Source organism: Allomuricauda sp. TY007, assembly GCF_010468565.1.
In the GTDB taxonomy this organism is placed as follows: Bacteria; Bacteroidota; Bacteroidia; order Flavobacteriales; family Flavobacteriaceae; genus Flagellimonas.
In genome coordinates this window covers 57,819-72,246 of the sequence record NZ_WUEG01000005.1, presented here as the reverse complement: position 1 = coordinate 72,246, position 14,428 = coordinate 57,819, and the positions used below count along the sequence as shown (strand labels likewise).

The following is a 14,428-nucleotide window of genomic DNA, read 5'->3' as shown; positions in this document are numbered from 1 at the left end:
TTAATTTCTTTTTTGGTTGTCATCGGTCTGTATCCTTCTTAAGGAATTCTCAAAAAATTCGGTGATCAACAGCCCATGGGTATTGTGGGGGAAATTCCGGTCCACGTGCACCAGCTTTCCGGTGGTGGTCAGTTCATAGGTATCTGTGACCGATCCACGGTTGATCTTGAAGAGGGTCACCGACCGGAACCGGTACGGTTCCCTTTCAAGTTCCAACTGGCTTTCCACCTGGACCACTTCCTGTACCAGGGAATATTGCAACAGTCGGTTAAAGACCCCTTCGGCCTGTTTCTGACGGTAGAGGTCTGTGACGGAAACATCCCCCAGCCAGAGGGCCTTTTCCAGGTTTCTTTCATAATTACTGGCATCGATACCGTAGAAATAGCGGTGGAAGAGCTCCAGGTGAGCCTTGGCCTCCACAGCAAAGTTTTCCCGTTGGGAGACCAGTTGCAGGGGCACCACTGTACCGTCCCCATTCACGACAAAGGCACTGTTGGTGCTCTCACGGTGGAGTTGGATAACAAATAGGACGGATACCACACAGGTCAAGGTGGAAGCGATGACCACGGACAGGACGATAAAGCGGTTCGTCCTTAGTACATCATAGATATTTTTATAGGGTATTTTCATTTTCATAAGGGTTTTGCAGGTTTACCCACCAGTAAAGAGCCTGAGCACAAAGGTGCTGGCCTTTCGGTAGAGCTTGAATTTTAACATTACGATAAATCCTATGGAGGCACATTCGACGACGGGAGCAAAGAATTCGCTGCCCCAATCCGTTCCCAATAGGTCTTCGTAGAAGTGGGTATTGATCTCCGTGTAGAGGTTATTGACAAAGACATTGACCAGGAAGAAAGCCGGGACCAACATATACACTCCTGCATAAAGCTTAAAAAAGGTATAGGCCAGGGTACGGAACTTTTCGAAAACGGCAAGGCTGATCACCAAAGGGAAGAAGGCCTGCATGATCCCGAGCAGGAAATACCGCTCTGCCAGGAAAAGGGGATAGATGAAGAGGTCCAGAAGCCACAGGATGACCGCTATGATAAAGGCGGACAATTTCAATCCGTACAATGGTGTCACCAGCGCCTCATAAAGGATGGCCATGGCCTTTTTGGCGGCCTCCAGGGCACCCACATCCTGTTCCAGGTCCACGTCCTGTAGCTGTAACGGGAGGAGTGCCGGGGCCGTGTCCCTGTACTGGGCCTCAATGGCCACCAAAATGGAGTCAAAGACCCCCAGGACCTGGGTGGAGAAGATCACCAAAAGGACGATGGCAAAGTTCTTGGCCAGTTCCGCAGGGGTCAGCCCCCAGGTATGTCCATCGGTGGTGGCCACGCCCTCATTATATTTTTTGAGGATGTTGATGAGGAAAAAGAGCACGGCCAGTGCCTTCATCCCCGTGATGGTGTATTGGGAGAAGTCACTGTTCTTGATGGTCTGGAAGACCGTATCCACATATTCCAAGCCGATGCTCATCAGAAGCCTGTTTCACGGTTGTTGATCCTGTCCTGCATTTTCCGGAAGGAAATGATCTCTTTGTACCGCCGTGCCCTGTTGGACACCTCGGCGACCATTTCATCCGATCGCGCCTCGTGGTCCTTCAATACCGTGGCACGTTCCGCATCGGTCATTTTCAGGTAGTCGCTGGTCAATATCCTTTCGATGTAGTCCACACTTTCCATGGACCGTTCCAGGATCTCTTCAAAGGATGCCGTGACCCGGTCCACTTCCTCCGGTCTGATATAGGGGGAGTTAAGGATGTCCCTCAGGTCCCCCTGTACCATTTGGAACAGTTGCTGGTTGTTCCGGATCAGTTGGGCCACGGCATCCAGTTGTTGGATAACATTGCTGACTTGTTCGATGCGTTCCTTTTGCTGCTTCAGGAATTCCACCGTCTTCAATAGTTCGGAAGTCTGTTTGGCGGATTCGATGAGCTGTTTGGCCAGGCTGACAAAATTGGTATTGTCATATACTGGCATGCCTTGCGCCATAGCACGGCCGGGAAGGAAAAGGGCCAGGGTCAGGGACAATATCAAGGTTAGTGTATATTTTCCCATGCTATATTTTTTGAATGCTTTCATGTTGAAGTGGTTTTTTGATTTAAAAATTCTTGAATGGCCCGCTCCATATCTTGGGTCTCTTCATAGATCCGTAGGATGGCCTCGTTTTCAACACCATCAGTGAGATAGGCAGTATAGACCTCCGGGGGCACTTCCAGTCGGAAGATGTTGCTCTCCTTTCCGATTTTGATGAAGATTTCCGTGTATTTTCGGTCCCCGGTCAGGTTGTTGCGGATGGAACGCAGTTGGTTCAGATCGTGATGGGAAAGGTGGAGCCTTTTTTGCAGTTCGTCATAGCCCTTTTCATTTCTAAGGCTATAGATGACCTGGGTATTCTCCAGGATACTTGCAGAAGTACTGTTTTGGGGCAGCTGGTTGATGGACTGAAGGATGATGCCAATTGCCCCGTTCTGTTTCCGGATGGCCTGGTAATAGAATTCCACGGATTCAAGCACATTTCCGAACTTCAATTGTTTGGCAAACTCGTCGAAGAGGATGATGCCCCGTTCGGAGCGGTTTCGCCATATGGTACGCTGGATGGCCGATTTGATCAGTTTGAGCATGACTGAGAGGATTTCCTTGTTGTCCCTGACCTCGTCCAGTTCAAAGACGATAAGCCTTTTATCCTCGATCTTATAGGTCTGGTCCTCGCCCACATTGAAGAGGAAGCTGTATAGTCCGCCCTCCACATATTCCGATAGTATATGCAGAAAGTCATAGATACTGAAATGAGCCTCCTGAATGCCCAGTTCCCGAACAAGGGTTTCCTTGTTGGCATCCACGAAGGCGTAGAGGGAAGCCAGGGAATGGGACTTTCTGACCTGTCGATAGTAGTGCAGCAGCACTTTTTTCATGGCCACTTCCTTGCCCTTGGACACCTGCTTGCCCTCGGCCAGGAGTTCCAACAGGAAAACGGCCAGATCTTCCAGACGTTCCGGGGTCAGGTCGGCTTCCCCTGAAATGTAAAAAGGATTGATGCCCAGGTTCTTCCCCTGTTCGTAGCGGAGAATAGTGTGCTTTCCGGGGTATAGTTTGGCAAACTTGGCATAGGAGCCGCCCAGGTCGATGATGACCAGCCGGACACCGGCCTCGAAATATTGGCGCAGGATGTTGTTGGCCAAAAAGGACTTGCCTTCCCCGGTCGGGGCAAAGATGGCAAAGTTCCGGGCCTTGATACGTTTCTTTTTTTCGTCCCATACATCCTTGAGGACGGGGATGTTGTGCTGTCGGTCATTGAAGATGATGCCCGTGGCATCCGATCGATAATTCGTGTTGTTGATGTATAGGCAGAGGGCGTGCTTCAGGTCGGTCACATACAAGTCCCCATCTGAAAAGTTGGAGGCAAAGCAGGGGTAGGAGTTCAGGAAATAATGTTTGCGTTCTTCTCCCCTGGGATAATAGGGCAACATATCCAGTTCCTTGAATTCTGTTTTGATCTTTGAAGCGATCCTGCCCAGTTGTGCGGAATCATCCGACCAAAAGACCACATTGAGGTGACCCCTAATGATACGGGAGCTGTCATCTTCATTGATCCGGTCCAAGATATGCCGGATTTTTTTCAGCAACACTTTGTTCTGTGTTCCGAAGTTGGAGCTCTTGCTGAGCTCTTCGATCTTCTTCTCCAACAATTTGCGCCATTTGTGCTTGTCATCCAGGTACAGGATATGGTTGACAATATGGTCCTCGTTCAGGTCAAGTCCCAGCCCATCGATAAAACCCTGGTGGAACGTAAAATCATCCGAGGTGAATTTTTCATTGACCTTGCTGCTTTGCAGGGATTCCCCAAAACAACGCTCGCTGTTGATGGCCAGGACATCAAAATGGTGATCGCCAATGGCCACACCCTTTTTGGACAGTTGGATATCGGTATCAAAACCCTCATTGAAGCCGTTGAAGTAGGTGTGTGTCAATCCCAGTATCGTGTCCTCACCAATGGGTTCGATGGACACTTTTCTGCTGTTGTTGATAAAGGAAACGGCATCGTTCACGGCCCCGACAAATTCGAGTACCCGATGGTCGAGTTTTCTATGGATACCGTTTTCGACCCTTCGGAACGGATTGACATACTTGGAGGCTTTCAGGTTTTTTTCCAAGGGCAGCACAAAGAACAGATAACTTTGGTGCTGCATGTACGGCCTCCCTTTAAAATGATTATATGTGGCCTTTTGGAGGAAGCTTTTATTAGGTAGTTTTTCTGCCGTATAGTGGCCTTTTCTGTAGATGTCCTGCTTATGGATCACCGTTCCGGAGGGAAGGGATTTGAAGGCCTGGAACCAGCTTGCGTGCAGTTCGTCAAAGTCCGTTTCGGACTGGGAATAGATTTCGGGCAGGGAAATCCTATAGCATAGAAGGACATTGCCATTGGAGGCAAAAACGGTATGGCCCTGTATGTCCAGAATAGGGTGATGTGCGGAAAAATTAATCTTCTTCATAAAACATATAGCTTGTTATCTTGTTGCTGATGGTCTGCGGAAATACGTTTTGTCGATGGAACATTCCAGGGTCTTGGGCAAGCCTGGACAAAATGGCATATAACAACAGGTTCCAGATCAATACGGATGCAATGGCCCCAAGGCTAAAGGAAAAAATGATGACCAAGAGGGAGCCTATTACCGAGATCATCTGAAGGGCGAAATAGGGCAGGGGCAGTCCCAGGACCATGGCTTGTTTCCGTACGTTCTTATAGGGAGTAAACTTTTTCATCAGACTACAATACCCATGAGATAAGTGAAAATGCCCACTACGGCACCTGCTATCAGTACAAAGACCAAAACCCGGGTAATCCCTTTTTTTAGGTCGGCGTTCTCCCCGAAGAAATGCCCGGCATTGAACAGGAAGCCCACCAAAAAAATAACGGCCAGGATTATCGGGAAAATGGTCCGGATGGTGCTGGAAATATCATTGACCGAATCCTCGATGCCCCCGATCTGGGCCAAAACGGTTCCGGAAACAAAAAATGATGTCAGGGAAAGAAACAGTGCTTTTTTCATATCAAAACAATTAAAGGTTCAACTGGTTTTTTGCTATGAAAAAAGTACTATATTAATCCTTGTAAATAACGGATAATCAGGTATTTGTGAATAAAATATTATTTGAAGCGGATTGGTTTTTTTTGCTGCCGATTGGCATCAGATTTTATAGAAATTCCGAAGGCACTTGTTGATAACCTAAAAATCGAAACGCATGAAAACTGCCAAAAACGTCATTTTCCTCCTTTTGGTCCTGCAATTCTGCTCCATTTTCGGTCAAAGTCTATCCGAAAGAACAATTGTGGTCATAGATCCCGGGCATGGCGGAATGGATTCCGGGGCCTTAGGTATAAATGGAATGAAGGAAAAGGATATTGTACTGCAAGTGGCCTATGAGATGGTCAACCTGAACGAGGTATTTTTTAATGACAAGGTGGATATCTATCTGACCCGGTACAGGGATACATTGGTGTCCCTTTCGGACAGGGCCAAATTGGCCAAAGGGCTTAAAGCAGACCTGTTCATCTCCCTGCACTGCAACCGTTCCATTAATCCCAATGCCAGTGGGGTGGAAGTATATGCTTATCAGGGAAAAACCCCTTTCTCAAATACGTCGGTTTGGTTGGGCTATGGATTACAAAAGGAACTGAACGGGAAATTGGGGTTTAAGAGCCGTGGGGTAAAGTTTGCCGATTTCCAGGTGCTGCGAGAAACTGCGGGGGTGTGCCCGGCAGTGTTGGTGGAACTGGGATTTTTGTCAAACAGTGATGAATTCGGTTATTTAGAGGATCAAGGGAATATTAGGGCCATGGCACTAGCTATTTTAATGGAATTGTATAATTACATCAATGCTGCATTTTCAAAATATTTATGATCTGATCATTAAAAATCAAACCTTTTTGAGTACAGTTTTTTCAATAAAAATGTTTCCCCAGTATGTGGCTTCCATTTTCATGATATTCAGCCATTGCCAGTTCAGCAAAGTTTTGGATTCTAGCCGGATCTTTTTCATCCATTTCAATGTAATCGTCTTCGCATAAAGAAACATTTATTCTATCATATACGAAATTGGGATTGTTCCTTTCCGTTTTATCTATTCCCTGATAAAGCAGGCTGATATAATTTTCAACTAATTGTGATTGGCTTTGCATAAATAATTCTATTAATCTCTTTCGGCCATTTTTGATCATCCAATAGAATAAACCCCACTTTTTTCTGTTGGATTCACCCTCAGTAAATTTTTTATACCCAGTTCCCAAGGAAAGTATTTCCAAATCTTCTAAATCAACATTAAATGCTTTTAATGCTTCCAAAATACCAACCATAGTTGGATTATTTGCCATTACGCCTCCATCAATTTTATTTCTAAAAGGTTTTGATAAACCCTCCATGTCGATATATTCTGATGAGTAAGGATTAAAATAAGTAGGTGCAGCCGATGTAGCCATTGCTGCTTTATAAGCAGGAATATGCAAATCTCTTTTAAAATTGGGATGATAGGGTGACTTTAAAACACTTGGATTACCTTTTATCAAATCGTATATTGGTATGGCCACATTTGTTAAACAGTCATTTAATCTTGGATCTTCTCCATCAAAGTATTCCTTGAATTTATCCCTGACCAAAATCTCCAAATAATCCTTTTTATGTGCTGAATTCCATATTTGCAAGATAAAGGATTGGACTTTACCTAGTAAGGACTTTTTTTTGTTCTTGAAAATTTTATCTGCGTTTTCAATATACAGTTCATATATCTCTTTGGCTGGGATACCAAAGGATAAAGCCAAGGCGATAATCCCACCTGTAGATGTTCCTGTTATTAATTGGAAATGATCCTTAATCTTCGTTTTGCCGTCACTCCTTTTAGTTAATTCTTGCTCAATCAAGGCCAAGTAATAAGCGGGAAACACCCCTTTAATTCCACCTCCATCAATCGATAAAATTTTAAACTTCTTATTTGACATCTAAATCTCTTATTTTTTCTATATCTGTAATTTCATATTCAGGGTGTCCTCCTCCTTTCCATTCCCCATCTATAAGCCAATGTTCATAATAATACAGCCATTCACTCGCCCATGGGACAATAGTGGAGACAATAGATTTATCTTTTGTCCAACTTCCTCCTGTCCTTGAGTATAAACAGATTTTTTGTTCCGTATGGTTGAATACATGGGGCAATACGTCACGATTGGTAGCGACGTCAAGCTTTTCATTCACGATAAAAACATCTACCGTAGCCCGTCCTTCGTATACAATTCGCACATCATATTCTTTACTAAAAATATCCGGTCTAAGTTTTATCACAACACTAAACCTATTTTCGCTATACTCTTCCTCTACCAAGTTTGGAAAGCTTGATTTAAGTCGTATAAATTGTGATTTGACCGTAATGGCAGCACACTGCTTCTTAAATTTTGTTCTATTCCTTTTTATATACCTACTCATTCTTGGTTTTTGCTTCCAAAAAATTCATGGTTTTTGACCTTAGTCCCGACTTCTCCCAATAGCCCCGTCCCTAAGGCCATTTTTAATTTTCCAGATTCCCTGAGAGATTTTTTTTCTTCAGCAATATTAGAAAACACGGTTTTCGTTACCTTTTCCCCGAACATCTCACTAAAGGATTCGCAGAGTATGTTTTGCCCTTTTCCTAAACTATTGTTCACAAGGTCCAGATCACATTCTAATTTGTCTAACCACTTATAGAAATAATCTTGCTTTTGTTTGACCTCGCTCCATTTATCGGCAAAATTTTCTTCTTTATTGACAGGATTAGAGACCCATTTTTGAGTTTCGCCAGTAAAAGGGTTTGTTGGTTCAATAAAATCACGCATTCTTTTCACAGTGTTTTCAAAGGCATCATTTATATTTTCACTTTTATCATAAGCCCTAGCTGCTAAAGTGGTTATAATAATAGATATTGGTTTGTTTTCGCTATTGTACTCTTCGGAAGAAAACATGATATCTCTATGTCTTTTTAGTAATTGTACGACCCTTTGCAAAGGCAGCTTTGGATTTTCGAAAGCCCCAACTGGATCAACAGACTCCTTAAGAGAAAATAATCTTTTGGAGTGGATTAATGCTTTATCATAAAACCATTTGGCATATCCAAATGGATTACTTTTTAGCCAATTAGCTTCATCAGTTTCTGTAGAATATTTTTCATCTTCCAAATCCGTAATTCGGATGGCTAGTTCACTTGTATTCAAATCGCTACCAACTGTAAATGCCTTTTCTAACAATAGGGTTAAATTTTCATCTGCGAATGAGGGCAAAATATCCATGTGATAACCTGCTACCTCTGAGTACTTCAAAGTCCAACACCTACGTCCCCCTTCCTTATATTTACTTCCATTTTCATATCCTTTGAGCATCCGATCATAGGTATCTTTCATTTTCAACCTATTGCCCACAGCCTGTTTTAAATTCCTTTGAGTCCAAGACATTGGTTTTCTCTCAAGCTTACAAACTAAATCTATATCAATATCATCTTCATCACATATAGGCTTTACCACAGTTCCTAGCATAAAAGAACCTTGTGGCATGATTCTAGGATTATAACCAGCTAATTCGGAGGTCTCTTCAGATAACCAGTTTCCAACAGCTGTATAACTTTTAACAACTGCTTCATACTCACTTTTTGAAATATCCAATTCCTTACCTAAATCCTCTAAAATTTTGTTGGTTTCATTTTTATATAATTGTTCCATAATTTAGAAATCAACCTTTAGATTTTTTTGGATCAATTGACTTAGGATATGTCCTTTCTTCTTGAAAACCACCTTTATTCTTATGAATTTTTAAAGAGCCTCCGCCATTGTCAGTGATAAATTTCTTAGCCTGTTTAATGGCTTCCTCTTTATTCGAGTCAATAACTTTCGATGCCCTTTCGGCATGCTCTCTTTTCAGTTTGTACTTTCCGTCCTCATGGACCAAATGAAAATTTTCCATTTCTTTTTATCTTATTTAATACATCAGCATTTATCGGGGCTGAGCAATAACCGAGAAAGGAAATTAAGAGATATTTGAAGGAAGAAAATAATTACTATATTTGCACCCATTAAATAAGAGCGGTTTTTCCCTTTCTAAGCAAACCGCTCCTTCGATTAAGTCAAAGTCCTATCGGTCAGAGGTTAGGACTTTTTTGCTGTTAAAAAAATTAACAACCATTATGCCAGTTTCTAAAAGTCTTGTTAAACTGCCATTGTGTCGCAATTTTGTTTGTTTTGTCATTTTTTTACCATTGCAAATGACACACTTCCCTGATTATTAGATACAACCGCTATTTTAAATGTCAGTTTATCGTTTTTCCATACGCTCTTTATCAGAGGCTATCAGATTGAACAACTCTTAGATCCAGAACCATAAGTTGCCACGGTATCCTACCAATTGGGGTCGGCGAAGAGATATTCTTTGTCCTTTTATCTTAAGAGCAGATGTTTTTTTGGCTTTCAGGGATTTGGCACTATTGCATTGGTTTGTAATAAAATTACAGTTTTGATGGTATGATAAAATTTTCATCCGCGGGCTGGTACCGGTAAGTGCCACCATCATCGATCCTGATGACCCTGTATCTGGTGGAGGCGTTGATTTCTCCGATGGAATTGGCATAGTAGAGTTTTACATAAACCTTGGGGTTGTTGAAATAGGGCGGGTTTCCCCGAAGGCCATCACCTTCCCGGACGCCTACGATAAAGAGTACCTGTCCGATGGATTGCCAGGTGCTTTCCCGCAGGAAAAAGCCATACTTTTTGCCGTTCTGATAATATTGTTCGTAGATGTTCAATAATCCATTTCGGTCCATGGTCACTTTCTTTTATCCTTGGTCTTGGCACTGAAGGCCACCAGATTGAAGAGCTCCCGCATCCTGCTCCGTACCCGGTTGCCGTAACGCTCTTCCAGTTCCTCCGCATTGAGGTTGGAAGTGGCATGTGTCCGCACCTTGTGTTTTATAAAGAGATCATAGCGGGAGAGCAATATTTCCCCGATGACATTGCAGTCCTTGCCGAAATGCCGTCCGGTGGGTTCCACTCCCAGGTCGTCCAGGCAATAGAACCTACGGTCGCCATAATGCTCGATGACGGTATATCCGATGTTGTTGAATCCAAACACAATGTTTCGAGTGGGGATGACCTCAAAGGGCCGTTTGTGGGGCACCATGTGCCGGAGCAGGCGCATCAGTGAAGTTTTGCCGCAGCCCACCGGTCCCGTGAGCAGGAGCCCTTTATTGGTGTCGATCCCGAATTTGTCACAGACACCCCTGTCCCCGATAAAGTAGGAGCATAGCTTAAATAGGATTTCCCGGTCTTCCTCGTGGATCTTGAAGTTCCTGCCGAACAGGAGTTTCCCTTTGGCATCCAGGTAAATGAGCATCTTGTCAAAGTCGTATTGGATACATTTCCCCTTCAGTGTTCCAAGGGGGTATTGTACAGCGCCTTCGATGATGATATGTGGGTTCTTGTTGCTCATAGGGGATCGTCGTAGGTTTTATCGGAATTGGTTCCCAGGTTGTCCGGATATGGGACACTTGACCCCGGTTTGCCATTTATTTTCGAGCCATTGAAGTGTCTTTTTTTAAAGAACGGCGGTTTGTTGTGGTTTGTTTTGTTTTCTATAGTTTGAATATGTTTTATTATAGGTACCACTGCTTGTCCATTGCTTGTCCCGATTTTGGTACGGCTTAGGTCCACTACTTGTCCAGTACTTGTCCCAAAATCGAACATCTTGATGCGACTCCCCTTGAAGGGATTATGTGAGGGCGTGTACAGAATATAGTCCCAATGGCTCAGTTCCTTGATGCAGCGGTGGTATGTGGACTTGGAACCGATCTTGGCAAGTTCCATCACTTCCTCCCTGTTGATGTAAAACCCGTCCTTAAAGAAATTGATGTTCCACAATTGGAACAGGGCCACATAGAGACTGATATGGGTGGGGTTCAGCCGGCTGTCCCTGGCAAACTGTTCAAATACCCCGTTCAGATGTTTGATATAGTTGATGTCCTCCATCAAAACGTGTTGGCTACCTTGTTGTTTTCCATCAATTGTGCTATATCTTCATAATCGTAATAGAGCGTTCCCCCGACCTTGGTATAGGGAAGGGTACCGTTGATCCTCAAATTCTGGAGGGTTCCGGACGATATGCCCAACAGCTTCATGACTTCCGGGGATTTGAGCCATTTTTTGAGGGGATGGCCGTTGTGGTTTTGCAATAGTTGCTTGATGTCGTCCAGGAGTTCCAGTTTGAATTCCATCAGGTCTTCTGTTGTAACGATCGATGCTCCCATAATAAAACGGTTTTGTGATAAGGGACCACTGCTGTACTGTCACCTACTTTGGTGGCCCCCCACCTGATTTAGCTCACGAACATTCATATTTTAAGAAATAGGTGTTCGTGAATCTTCGATTTGACTTTCGTTGTACAAACTTGATGGGATTTGTTGGATTTTTTTCCCAAGACGTACCCAAGTTGGGTGTTTTTTTTCGCCCATTTTATGGGTACCCTTTTTGATGTTTTTTGCCCAAAGGGATAGTCACGTACCGTCCCAAAACACATCAAAAAATATGGTACACGGCCTATTTGTAAAAAACACCCAAGATGTACCCAAGTTGGGTGTTTTTTTAGCCGTCCAGTTCCTGCATTTTTTGCAATAGGGAAGCCTTGAGAAGGTCCAGAAATTTGGTCGGATTGATCTTGCGGGAACGTATCTCCAGGAAGCTGTGGTAATAGTCCCCCAGGTCGATATTGAAGAGCTGTTCGAAGGCATAGGCCAGTTCCTTGATGTCCACCTTTCCGTGATTGACGACCGCGGAACTGTGCAGGGAGTAGATCATTTCGATTAGATCGACCTTGTTGCCCGTCCAAAAGAATTTGGTGGTCTTGTCAAAGGGATTGTGTTGTGGTTCCATGCCGTTATAGTTTTCCAGTTTGTCAATTTCTGATTTCAGGTGGACGATAAGCATATCGTAAGCCAGAATGGTGGCCACGGTATTGTCGTGGCTGGTAGAGAATTCTTCATCGGAGAAGCAAAAATGGGTATCCAGGCCAAGGCGGACATCCGTCTTACCACGGAGGAAGTACTGCTGGTCCAGATAGGTGCTGTTCCGGCGATAATAGTGATAGAATTCCAGGTTGTCGTGAAAATAGTCCTGCAACTTTCGGATATGGTTATAGAAGTATTTGACCTGGGACTTGTTGCTTCCCCTGGGACGTTTGCTTTCTATATTGAAGAGTTTGGCGTAATAGATCAATTTACTGCACAGCCGGGGTTTGATTTTTTTGAAAAAGGTAATTTCGTCCGTATTGGAAGCAAAAGGGTTTTCCAATACTTGTTTTCTCATGTTCCGCATGGCCAACCGGGAATACCGTATTCCTTTTTCGGCCTTTTCCAGCACATCTTCCGTTTCCTGTTCCAAAAGGTCCAGATCCTCATTGAGCTTTTGCAATATGTATTTATGGGCGTCCATTTTTCATTACGATTTAAAGGCCCCATAGCTATTTCTCCCGTAATGCCCATTGTTGGTAATCCGATGGCGTAAGGGAGGTATGCTTTTTGAAAAAAAAGCTGAAATGTGATGATGTCTTGAAACCCAATACATTCCAGATCCTGGTAATGGAGCTTTTTTTCCGTAGCATTTTCAGGGAGGCAACGACTAAACGTTCCTCAATACATTGTTTTGCCGTTTTACCCGTGATGTCCCGGACCACTTTGGTCAGGTAATCCGGGCTCACCGAAAGGGCGTCTGCATAGAAATGCACGGCATGGTACCTTCTGAAATGGGTTTCGAGCACCTGTAAGAACTTAAAGGCAAGGATTTGGGTATGTTGCCATTCATAAAGGGTTCCCGGGACATATTTCATATGGATTTCCCACAGTTCCTGCAAAAAGGACCGAATCTCCCGGTGCCATTGATTGCTATACCGTGAATTGTGATGCAAGGCCTCCAAAAACCTGAGCCGTTGAAGTAGCAGGGTGGCATCCATGGCATTCAAGGAAATCTTCGAAAATCCCAGGTTTTCCAGAAAACAGAGCAAAGCCGGGGTGTTCCGGAACAATCCTTTTCCATAAACGTGGTCAGGGTTCAGGGACAATGCCCATAGGGCAGTCGTATGATTACTGATTTGTACCTTTTTGGGCAGGATACCGGCCAACAGGCAAAGATCCCTGGAATTAAGGGTGACCCTGTCCCTATCGTTTTCGATGTCCAGGCAGCCATTGTCCACTAGTAAAAGGATAAAACGGTTTTCCTCCAGTATGCTTTTCAGCTTCCGGATGGGGTCCTTAAGGTCTATATGAACAACGGAATAGGGACGGGGTAGTGCCTTTTCCATAACGGTTGATGGGTCAGATTTGGGATGTTGGATTGTTGGTTTGGTTACCGTGAAAGCCGGGCCATCAGGCAGATGAACAGGAGCAGCATGTTAGCCAGGCTGTTCAAATACAATGGGATGGCAAGGTTCCTCGGGGATTGGCTTTTCATGGAATTATCGGGTAGGTACTTGATAATCTCATGATAACCATACAGGTCAAAGACAAAATAAAGGTTGACCAGGTTACAACAGATGACCGCTGCCAGGAGGATATTGAGCAGCCTGTTCCCCAATTTTACATAGGGTTCGGTGTAAAACCTGTCAAAAAGGCTCATAACGGGAGGTGTAATAGACAGCCAGGGTAACCACGGTCACCGTATTTTCCAAAGCGTTGGCGACCACGGGTGATTTGTTCCCGACCCCTATGTCCCAGTCCTCGTCCTCCCGGTTCCCATCTTCTGCATATAGCGTTAGGTCTGTCTGGCCAATGATTGAGATAGCAGACATGATGACCCTCCGGTCTTCCTCGGTCCATGAAGTTTGTTGGGCCACTTCTGAACCATAGGAGAGGACCAGGTCCTGCCGACCGTTGGAGTCGTTGGGTGGATACGTTGCAAGGTTTTTCAGAAATGCCAAAAGGCTGGCCCGTGCAGGTTCCGAAAGGGTAAAACCTTCCAGAACGGTTTCAAAGCTTTCATCACTGGTGGGCCCGGTATCGTAGAGAGGTCTGTTCGCAGCGACGGATACCTCATGGCCGTGTTCACGGAACAGGGAACGTACTTCCCGGTCTATGTCGGCAAGGCTCCAATGGGAAATGTTTTTGGTCCCATGCTGTTCCATAAATTCGAGGTATAATTGTCCGGCCAGTCCGTTGTTGTCCGTTGTACTGGTCGAATCGGCAAGGGAATGTTCCATGCGCAGGGCAAGGGGTTCGGTGTTCAATTCATGGTCAGGGCTACAGGATACGGTAAGGCATACCATACCTATACAAAAGATTGCCAAAGTTTTCATGGTGTAATTGTGTTATGTCCGATTTTGGTTTCAATCGGTTCATTCCACCCGGGTAAGCAGAACCAGACTCTTGGAATCCTG

General features: G+C 44.4%; 19 protein-coding genes. 1 reads left to right on the top strand and 18 read right to left on the bottom strand.

Going from position 1 to position 14,428, the window contains the following annotated elements; genetic code table 11:
* From GO009_RS07100 to GO009_RS07075, 6 genes are read right to left on the bottom strand one after another with little or no spacing between them, the layout of a single operon-like run.
* Positions 1-630, bottom strand: a complete 630-nt coding sequence (locus tag GO009_RS07100; RefSeq protein WP_163625515.1) for a conjugal transfer protein TraK — start codon at positions 628-630, stop codon at positions 1-3.
* Between the two features lie 21 nt (positions 631-651).
* A complete protein-coding gene (locus tag GO009_RS07095) occupies positions 652-1,479 on the bottom strand; it encodes a hypothetical protein (protein ID WP_163625514.1) in 828 nt (275 codons plus the stop codon).
* Positions 1,479-2,060, bottom strand: a complete 582-nt coding sequence (locus tag GO009_RS07090; protein WP_239057408.1) for a type IV secretion system protein — start codon at positions 2,058-2,060, stop codon at positions 1,479-1,481. Before GO009_RS07090 ends, GO009_RS07095 begins: the two co-directional genes overlap by 1 nt.
* Before the next feature lie 20 nt (positions 2,061-2,080).
* Positions 2,081-4,495 carry a TraG family conjugative transposon ATPase gene (locus GO009_RS07085; RefSeq protein WP_163625513.1) on the bottom strand — a complete coding sequence of 805 codons (2,415 nt, stop codon included), beginning with the start codon at positions 4,493-4,495 and terminating at the stop codon, positions 2,081-2,083.
* Entirely contained in the window at positions 4,482-4,766 is a 285-nt protein-coding gene (locus tag GO009_RS07080; RefSeq protein ID WP_163625512.1) for a hypothetical protein, read from the bottom strand. The genes GO009_RS07085 and GO009_RS07080 overlap by 14 nt, the downstream gene beginning before the upstream one ends.
* The gene (locus GO009_RS07075) at positions 4,766-5,053 is read right to left on the bottom strand and encodes a hypothetical protein (protein ID WP_123215865.1); all 288 of its coding nucleotides are present in this window, start codon (positions 5,051-5,053) and stop codon (positions 4,766-4,768) included. The genes GO009_RS07080 and GO009_RS07075 overlap by 1 nt, the downstream gene beginning before the upstream one ends.
* A gap of 193 nt (positions 5,054-5,246) precedes the next feature.
* On the opposite strand from GO009_RS07075, the gene GO009_RS07070 reads away from it, so the two are divergent.
* Positions 5,247-5,906 carry an N-acetylmuramoyl-L-alanine amidase gene (locus tag GO009_RS07070; RefSeq protein ID WP_163625511.1) on the top strand — a complete coding sequence of 220 codons (660 nt, stop codon included), beginning with the start codon at positions 5,247-5,249 and terminating at the stop codon, positions 5,904-5,906.
* A gap of 40 nt (positions 5,907-5,946) precedes the next feature.
* Here the strand turns inward: GO009_RS07070 and GO009_RS07065 are convergent, their stop codons facing one another.
* The 12 genes from GO009_RS07065 to GO009_RS07010 form a co-directional block, all read right to left on the bottom strand.
* Entirely contained in the window at positions 5,947-6,996 is a 1,050-nt protein-coding gene (locus GO009_RS07065; RefSeq protein ID WP_163625510.1) for a CBASS cGAMP-activated phospholipase, read from the bottom strand.
* Positions 6,986-7,477: a hypothetical protein gene (locus GO009_RS07060; protein WP_163625509.1), complete on the bottom strand. Its 492-nt coding sequence runs from the start codon at positions 7,475-7,477 to the stop codon at positions 6,986-6,988. Before GO009_RS07060 ends, GO009_RS07065 begins: the two co-directional genes overlap by 11 nt.
* Positions 7,474-8,739, bottom strand: coding sequence for a nucleotidyltransferase (locus GO009_RS07055; protein WP_163625508.1), 1,266 nt, complete (start codon positions 8,737-8,739; stop codon positions 7,474-7,476). The genes GO009_RS07060 and GO009_RS07055 overlap by 4 nt, the downstream gene beginning before the upstream one ends.
* Positions 8,740-8,749: 10 nt before the next feature.
* A complete protein-coding gene (locus GO009_RS07050) occupies positions 8,750-8,980 on the bottom strand; it encodes a DUF2188 domain-containing protein (RefSeq protein ID WP_163625507.1) in 231 nt (76 codons plus the stop codon).
* Between the two features lie 538 nt (positions 8,981-9,518).
* Complete coding sequence (locus tag GO009_RS07045) at positions 9,519-9,833, bottom strand: hypothetical protein (RefSeq protein WP_163625506.1); 315 nt, start codon at positions 9,831-9,833, stop codon at positions 9,519-9,521.
* Between the two features lie 2 nt (positions 9,834-9,835).
* On the bottom strand, positions 9,836-10,498 hold the full coding sequence (locus tag GO009_RS07040) for an ATPase (protein ID WP_163625505.1): 663 nt from the start codon (positions 10,496-10,498) through the stop codon (positions 9,836-9,838).
* Positions 10,495-11,034, bottom strand: a complete 540-nt coding sequence (locus GO009_RS07035) for a hypothetical protein (protein ID WP_123215873.1) — start codon at positions 11,032-11,034, stop codon at positions 10,495-10,497. The genes GO009_RS07040 and GO009_RS07035 overlap by 4 nt, the downstream gene beginning before the upstream one ends.
* Positions 11,034-11,312 (bottom strand): helix-turn-helix domain-containing protein, encoded by a 279-nt coding sequence (locus GO009_RS07030; protein ID WP_123215874.1) that lies wholly within the window; start codon positions 11,310-11,312, stop codon positions 11,034-11,036. The genes GO009_RS07035 and GO009_RS07030 overlap by 1 nt, the downstream gene beginning before the upstream one ends.
* A 334-nt stretch (positions 11,313-11,646) precedes the next feature.
* On the bottom strand, positions 11,647-12,492 hold the full coding sequence (locus GO009_RS07025; protein WP_163625504.1) for an RteC domain-containing protein: 846 nt from the start codon (positions 12,490-12,492) through the stop codon (positions 11,647-11,649).
* Between the two features lie 28 nt (positions 12,493-12,520).
* Positions 12,521-13,357: a helix-turn-helix domain-containing protein gene (locus GO009_RS07020; protein ID WP_163625503.1), complete on the bottom strand. Its 837-nt coding sequence runs from the start codon at positions 13,355-13,357 to the stop codon at positions 12,521-12,523.
* A gap of 44 nt (positions 13,358-13,401) precedes the next feature.
* Positions 13,402-13,671, bottom strand: a complete 270-nt coding sequence (locus tag GO009_RS07015) for a hypothetical protein (protein WP_123215877.1) — start codon at positions 13,669-13,671, stop codon at positions 13,402-13,404.
* Complete coding sequence (locus GO009_RS07010; RefSeq protein WP_163625502.1) at positions 13,658-14,347, bottom strand: hypothetical protein; 690 nt, start codon at positions 14,345-14,347, stop codon at positions 13,658-13,660. The genes GO009_RS07015 and GO009_RS07010 overlap by 14 nt, the downstream gene beginning before the upstream one ends.
* Positions 14,348-14,428: the final 81 nt, after the last annotated feature.

Bases quoted from the DNA above. Each gene is read 5' to 3' on its own strand.
- GO009_RS07100 (WP_163625515.1), bottom strand. From the start codon at position 630: ATGAAAATACCCTATAAAAATATCTATGATGTACTAAGGACGAACCGC.
- GO009_RS07095 (WP_163625514.1), bottom strand. From the start codon at position 1,479: ATGAGCATCGGCTTGGAATATGTGGATACGGTCTTCCAGACCATCAAG.
- GO009_RS07090 (WP_239057408.1), bottom strand. From the start codon at position 2,060: ATGGGAAAATATACACTAACCTTGATATTGTCCCTGACCCTGGCCCTT.
- GO009_RS07085 (WP_163625513.1), bottom strand. From the start codon at position 4,495: ATGAAGAAGATTAATTTTTCCGCACATCACCCTATTCTGGACATACAG.
- GO009_RS07080 (WP_163625512.1), bottom strand. From the start codon at position 4,766: ATGAAAAAGTTTACTCCCTATAAGAACGTACGGAAACAAGCCATGGTC.
- GO009_RS07075 (WP_123215865.1), bottom strand. From the start codon at position 5,053: ATGAAAAAAGCACTGTTTCTTTCCCTGACATCATTTTTTGTTTCCGGA.
- GO009_RS07070 (WP_163625511.1), top strand. From the start codon at position 5,247: ATGAAAACTGCCAAAAACGTCATTTTCCTCCTTTTGGTCCTGCAATTC.
- GO009_RS07065 (WP_163625510.1), bottom strand. From the start codon at position 6,996: ATGTCAAATAAGAAGTTTAAAATTTTATCGATTGATGGAGGTGGAATT.
- GO009_RS07060 (WP_163625509.1), bottom strand. From the start codon at position 7,477: ATGAGTAGGTATATAAAAAGGAATAGAACAAAATTTAAGAAGCAGTGT.
- GO009_RS07055 (WP_163625508.1), bottom strand. From the start codon at position 8,739: ATGGAACAATTATATAAAAATGAAACCAACAAAATTTTAGAGGATTTA.
- GO009_RS07050 (WP_163625507.1), bottom strand. From the start codon at position 8,980: ATGGAAAATTTTCATTTGGTCCATGAGGACGGAAAGTACAAACTGAAA.
- GO009_RS07045 (WP_163625506.1), bottom strand. From the start codon at position 9,833: ATGGACCGAAATGGATTATTGAACATCTACGAACAATATTATCAGAAC.
- GO009_RS07040 (WP_163625505.1), bottom strand. From the start codon at position 10,498: ATGAGCAACAAGAACCCACATATCATCATCGAAGGCGCTGTACAATAC.
- GO009_RS07035 (WP_123215873.1), bottom strand. From the start codon at position 11,034: ATGGAGGACATCAACTATATCAAACATCTGAACGGGGTATTTGAACAG.
- GO009_RS07030 (WP_123215874.1), bottom strand. From the start codon at position 11,312: ATGGGAGCATCGATCGTTACAACAGAAGACCTGATGGAATTCAAACTG.
- GO009_RS07025 (WP_163625504.1), bottom strand. From the start codon at position 12,492: ATGGACGCCCATAAATACATATTGCAAAAGCTCAATGAGGATCTGGAC.
- GO009_RS07020 (WP_163625503.1), bottom strand. From the start codon at position 13,357: ATGGAAAAGGCACTACCCCGTCCCTATTCCGTTGTTCATATAGACCTT.
- GO009_RS07015 (WP_123215877.1), bottom strand. From the start codon at position 13,671: ATGAGCCTTTTTGACAGGTTTTACACCGAACCCTATGTAAAATTGGGG.
- GO009_RS07010 (WP_163625502.1), bottom strand. From the start codon at position 14,347: ATGAAAACTTTGGCAATCTTTTGTATAGGTATGGTATGCCTTACCGTA.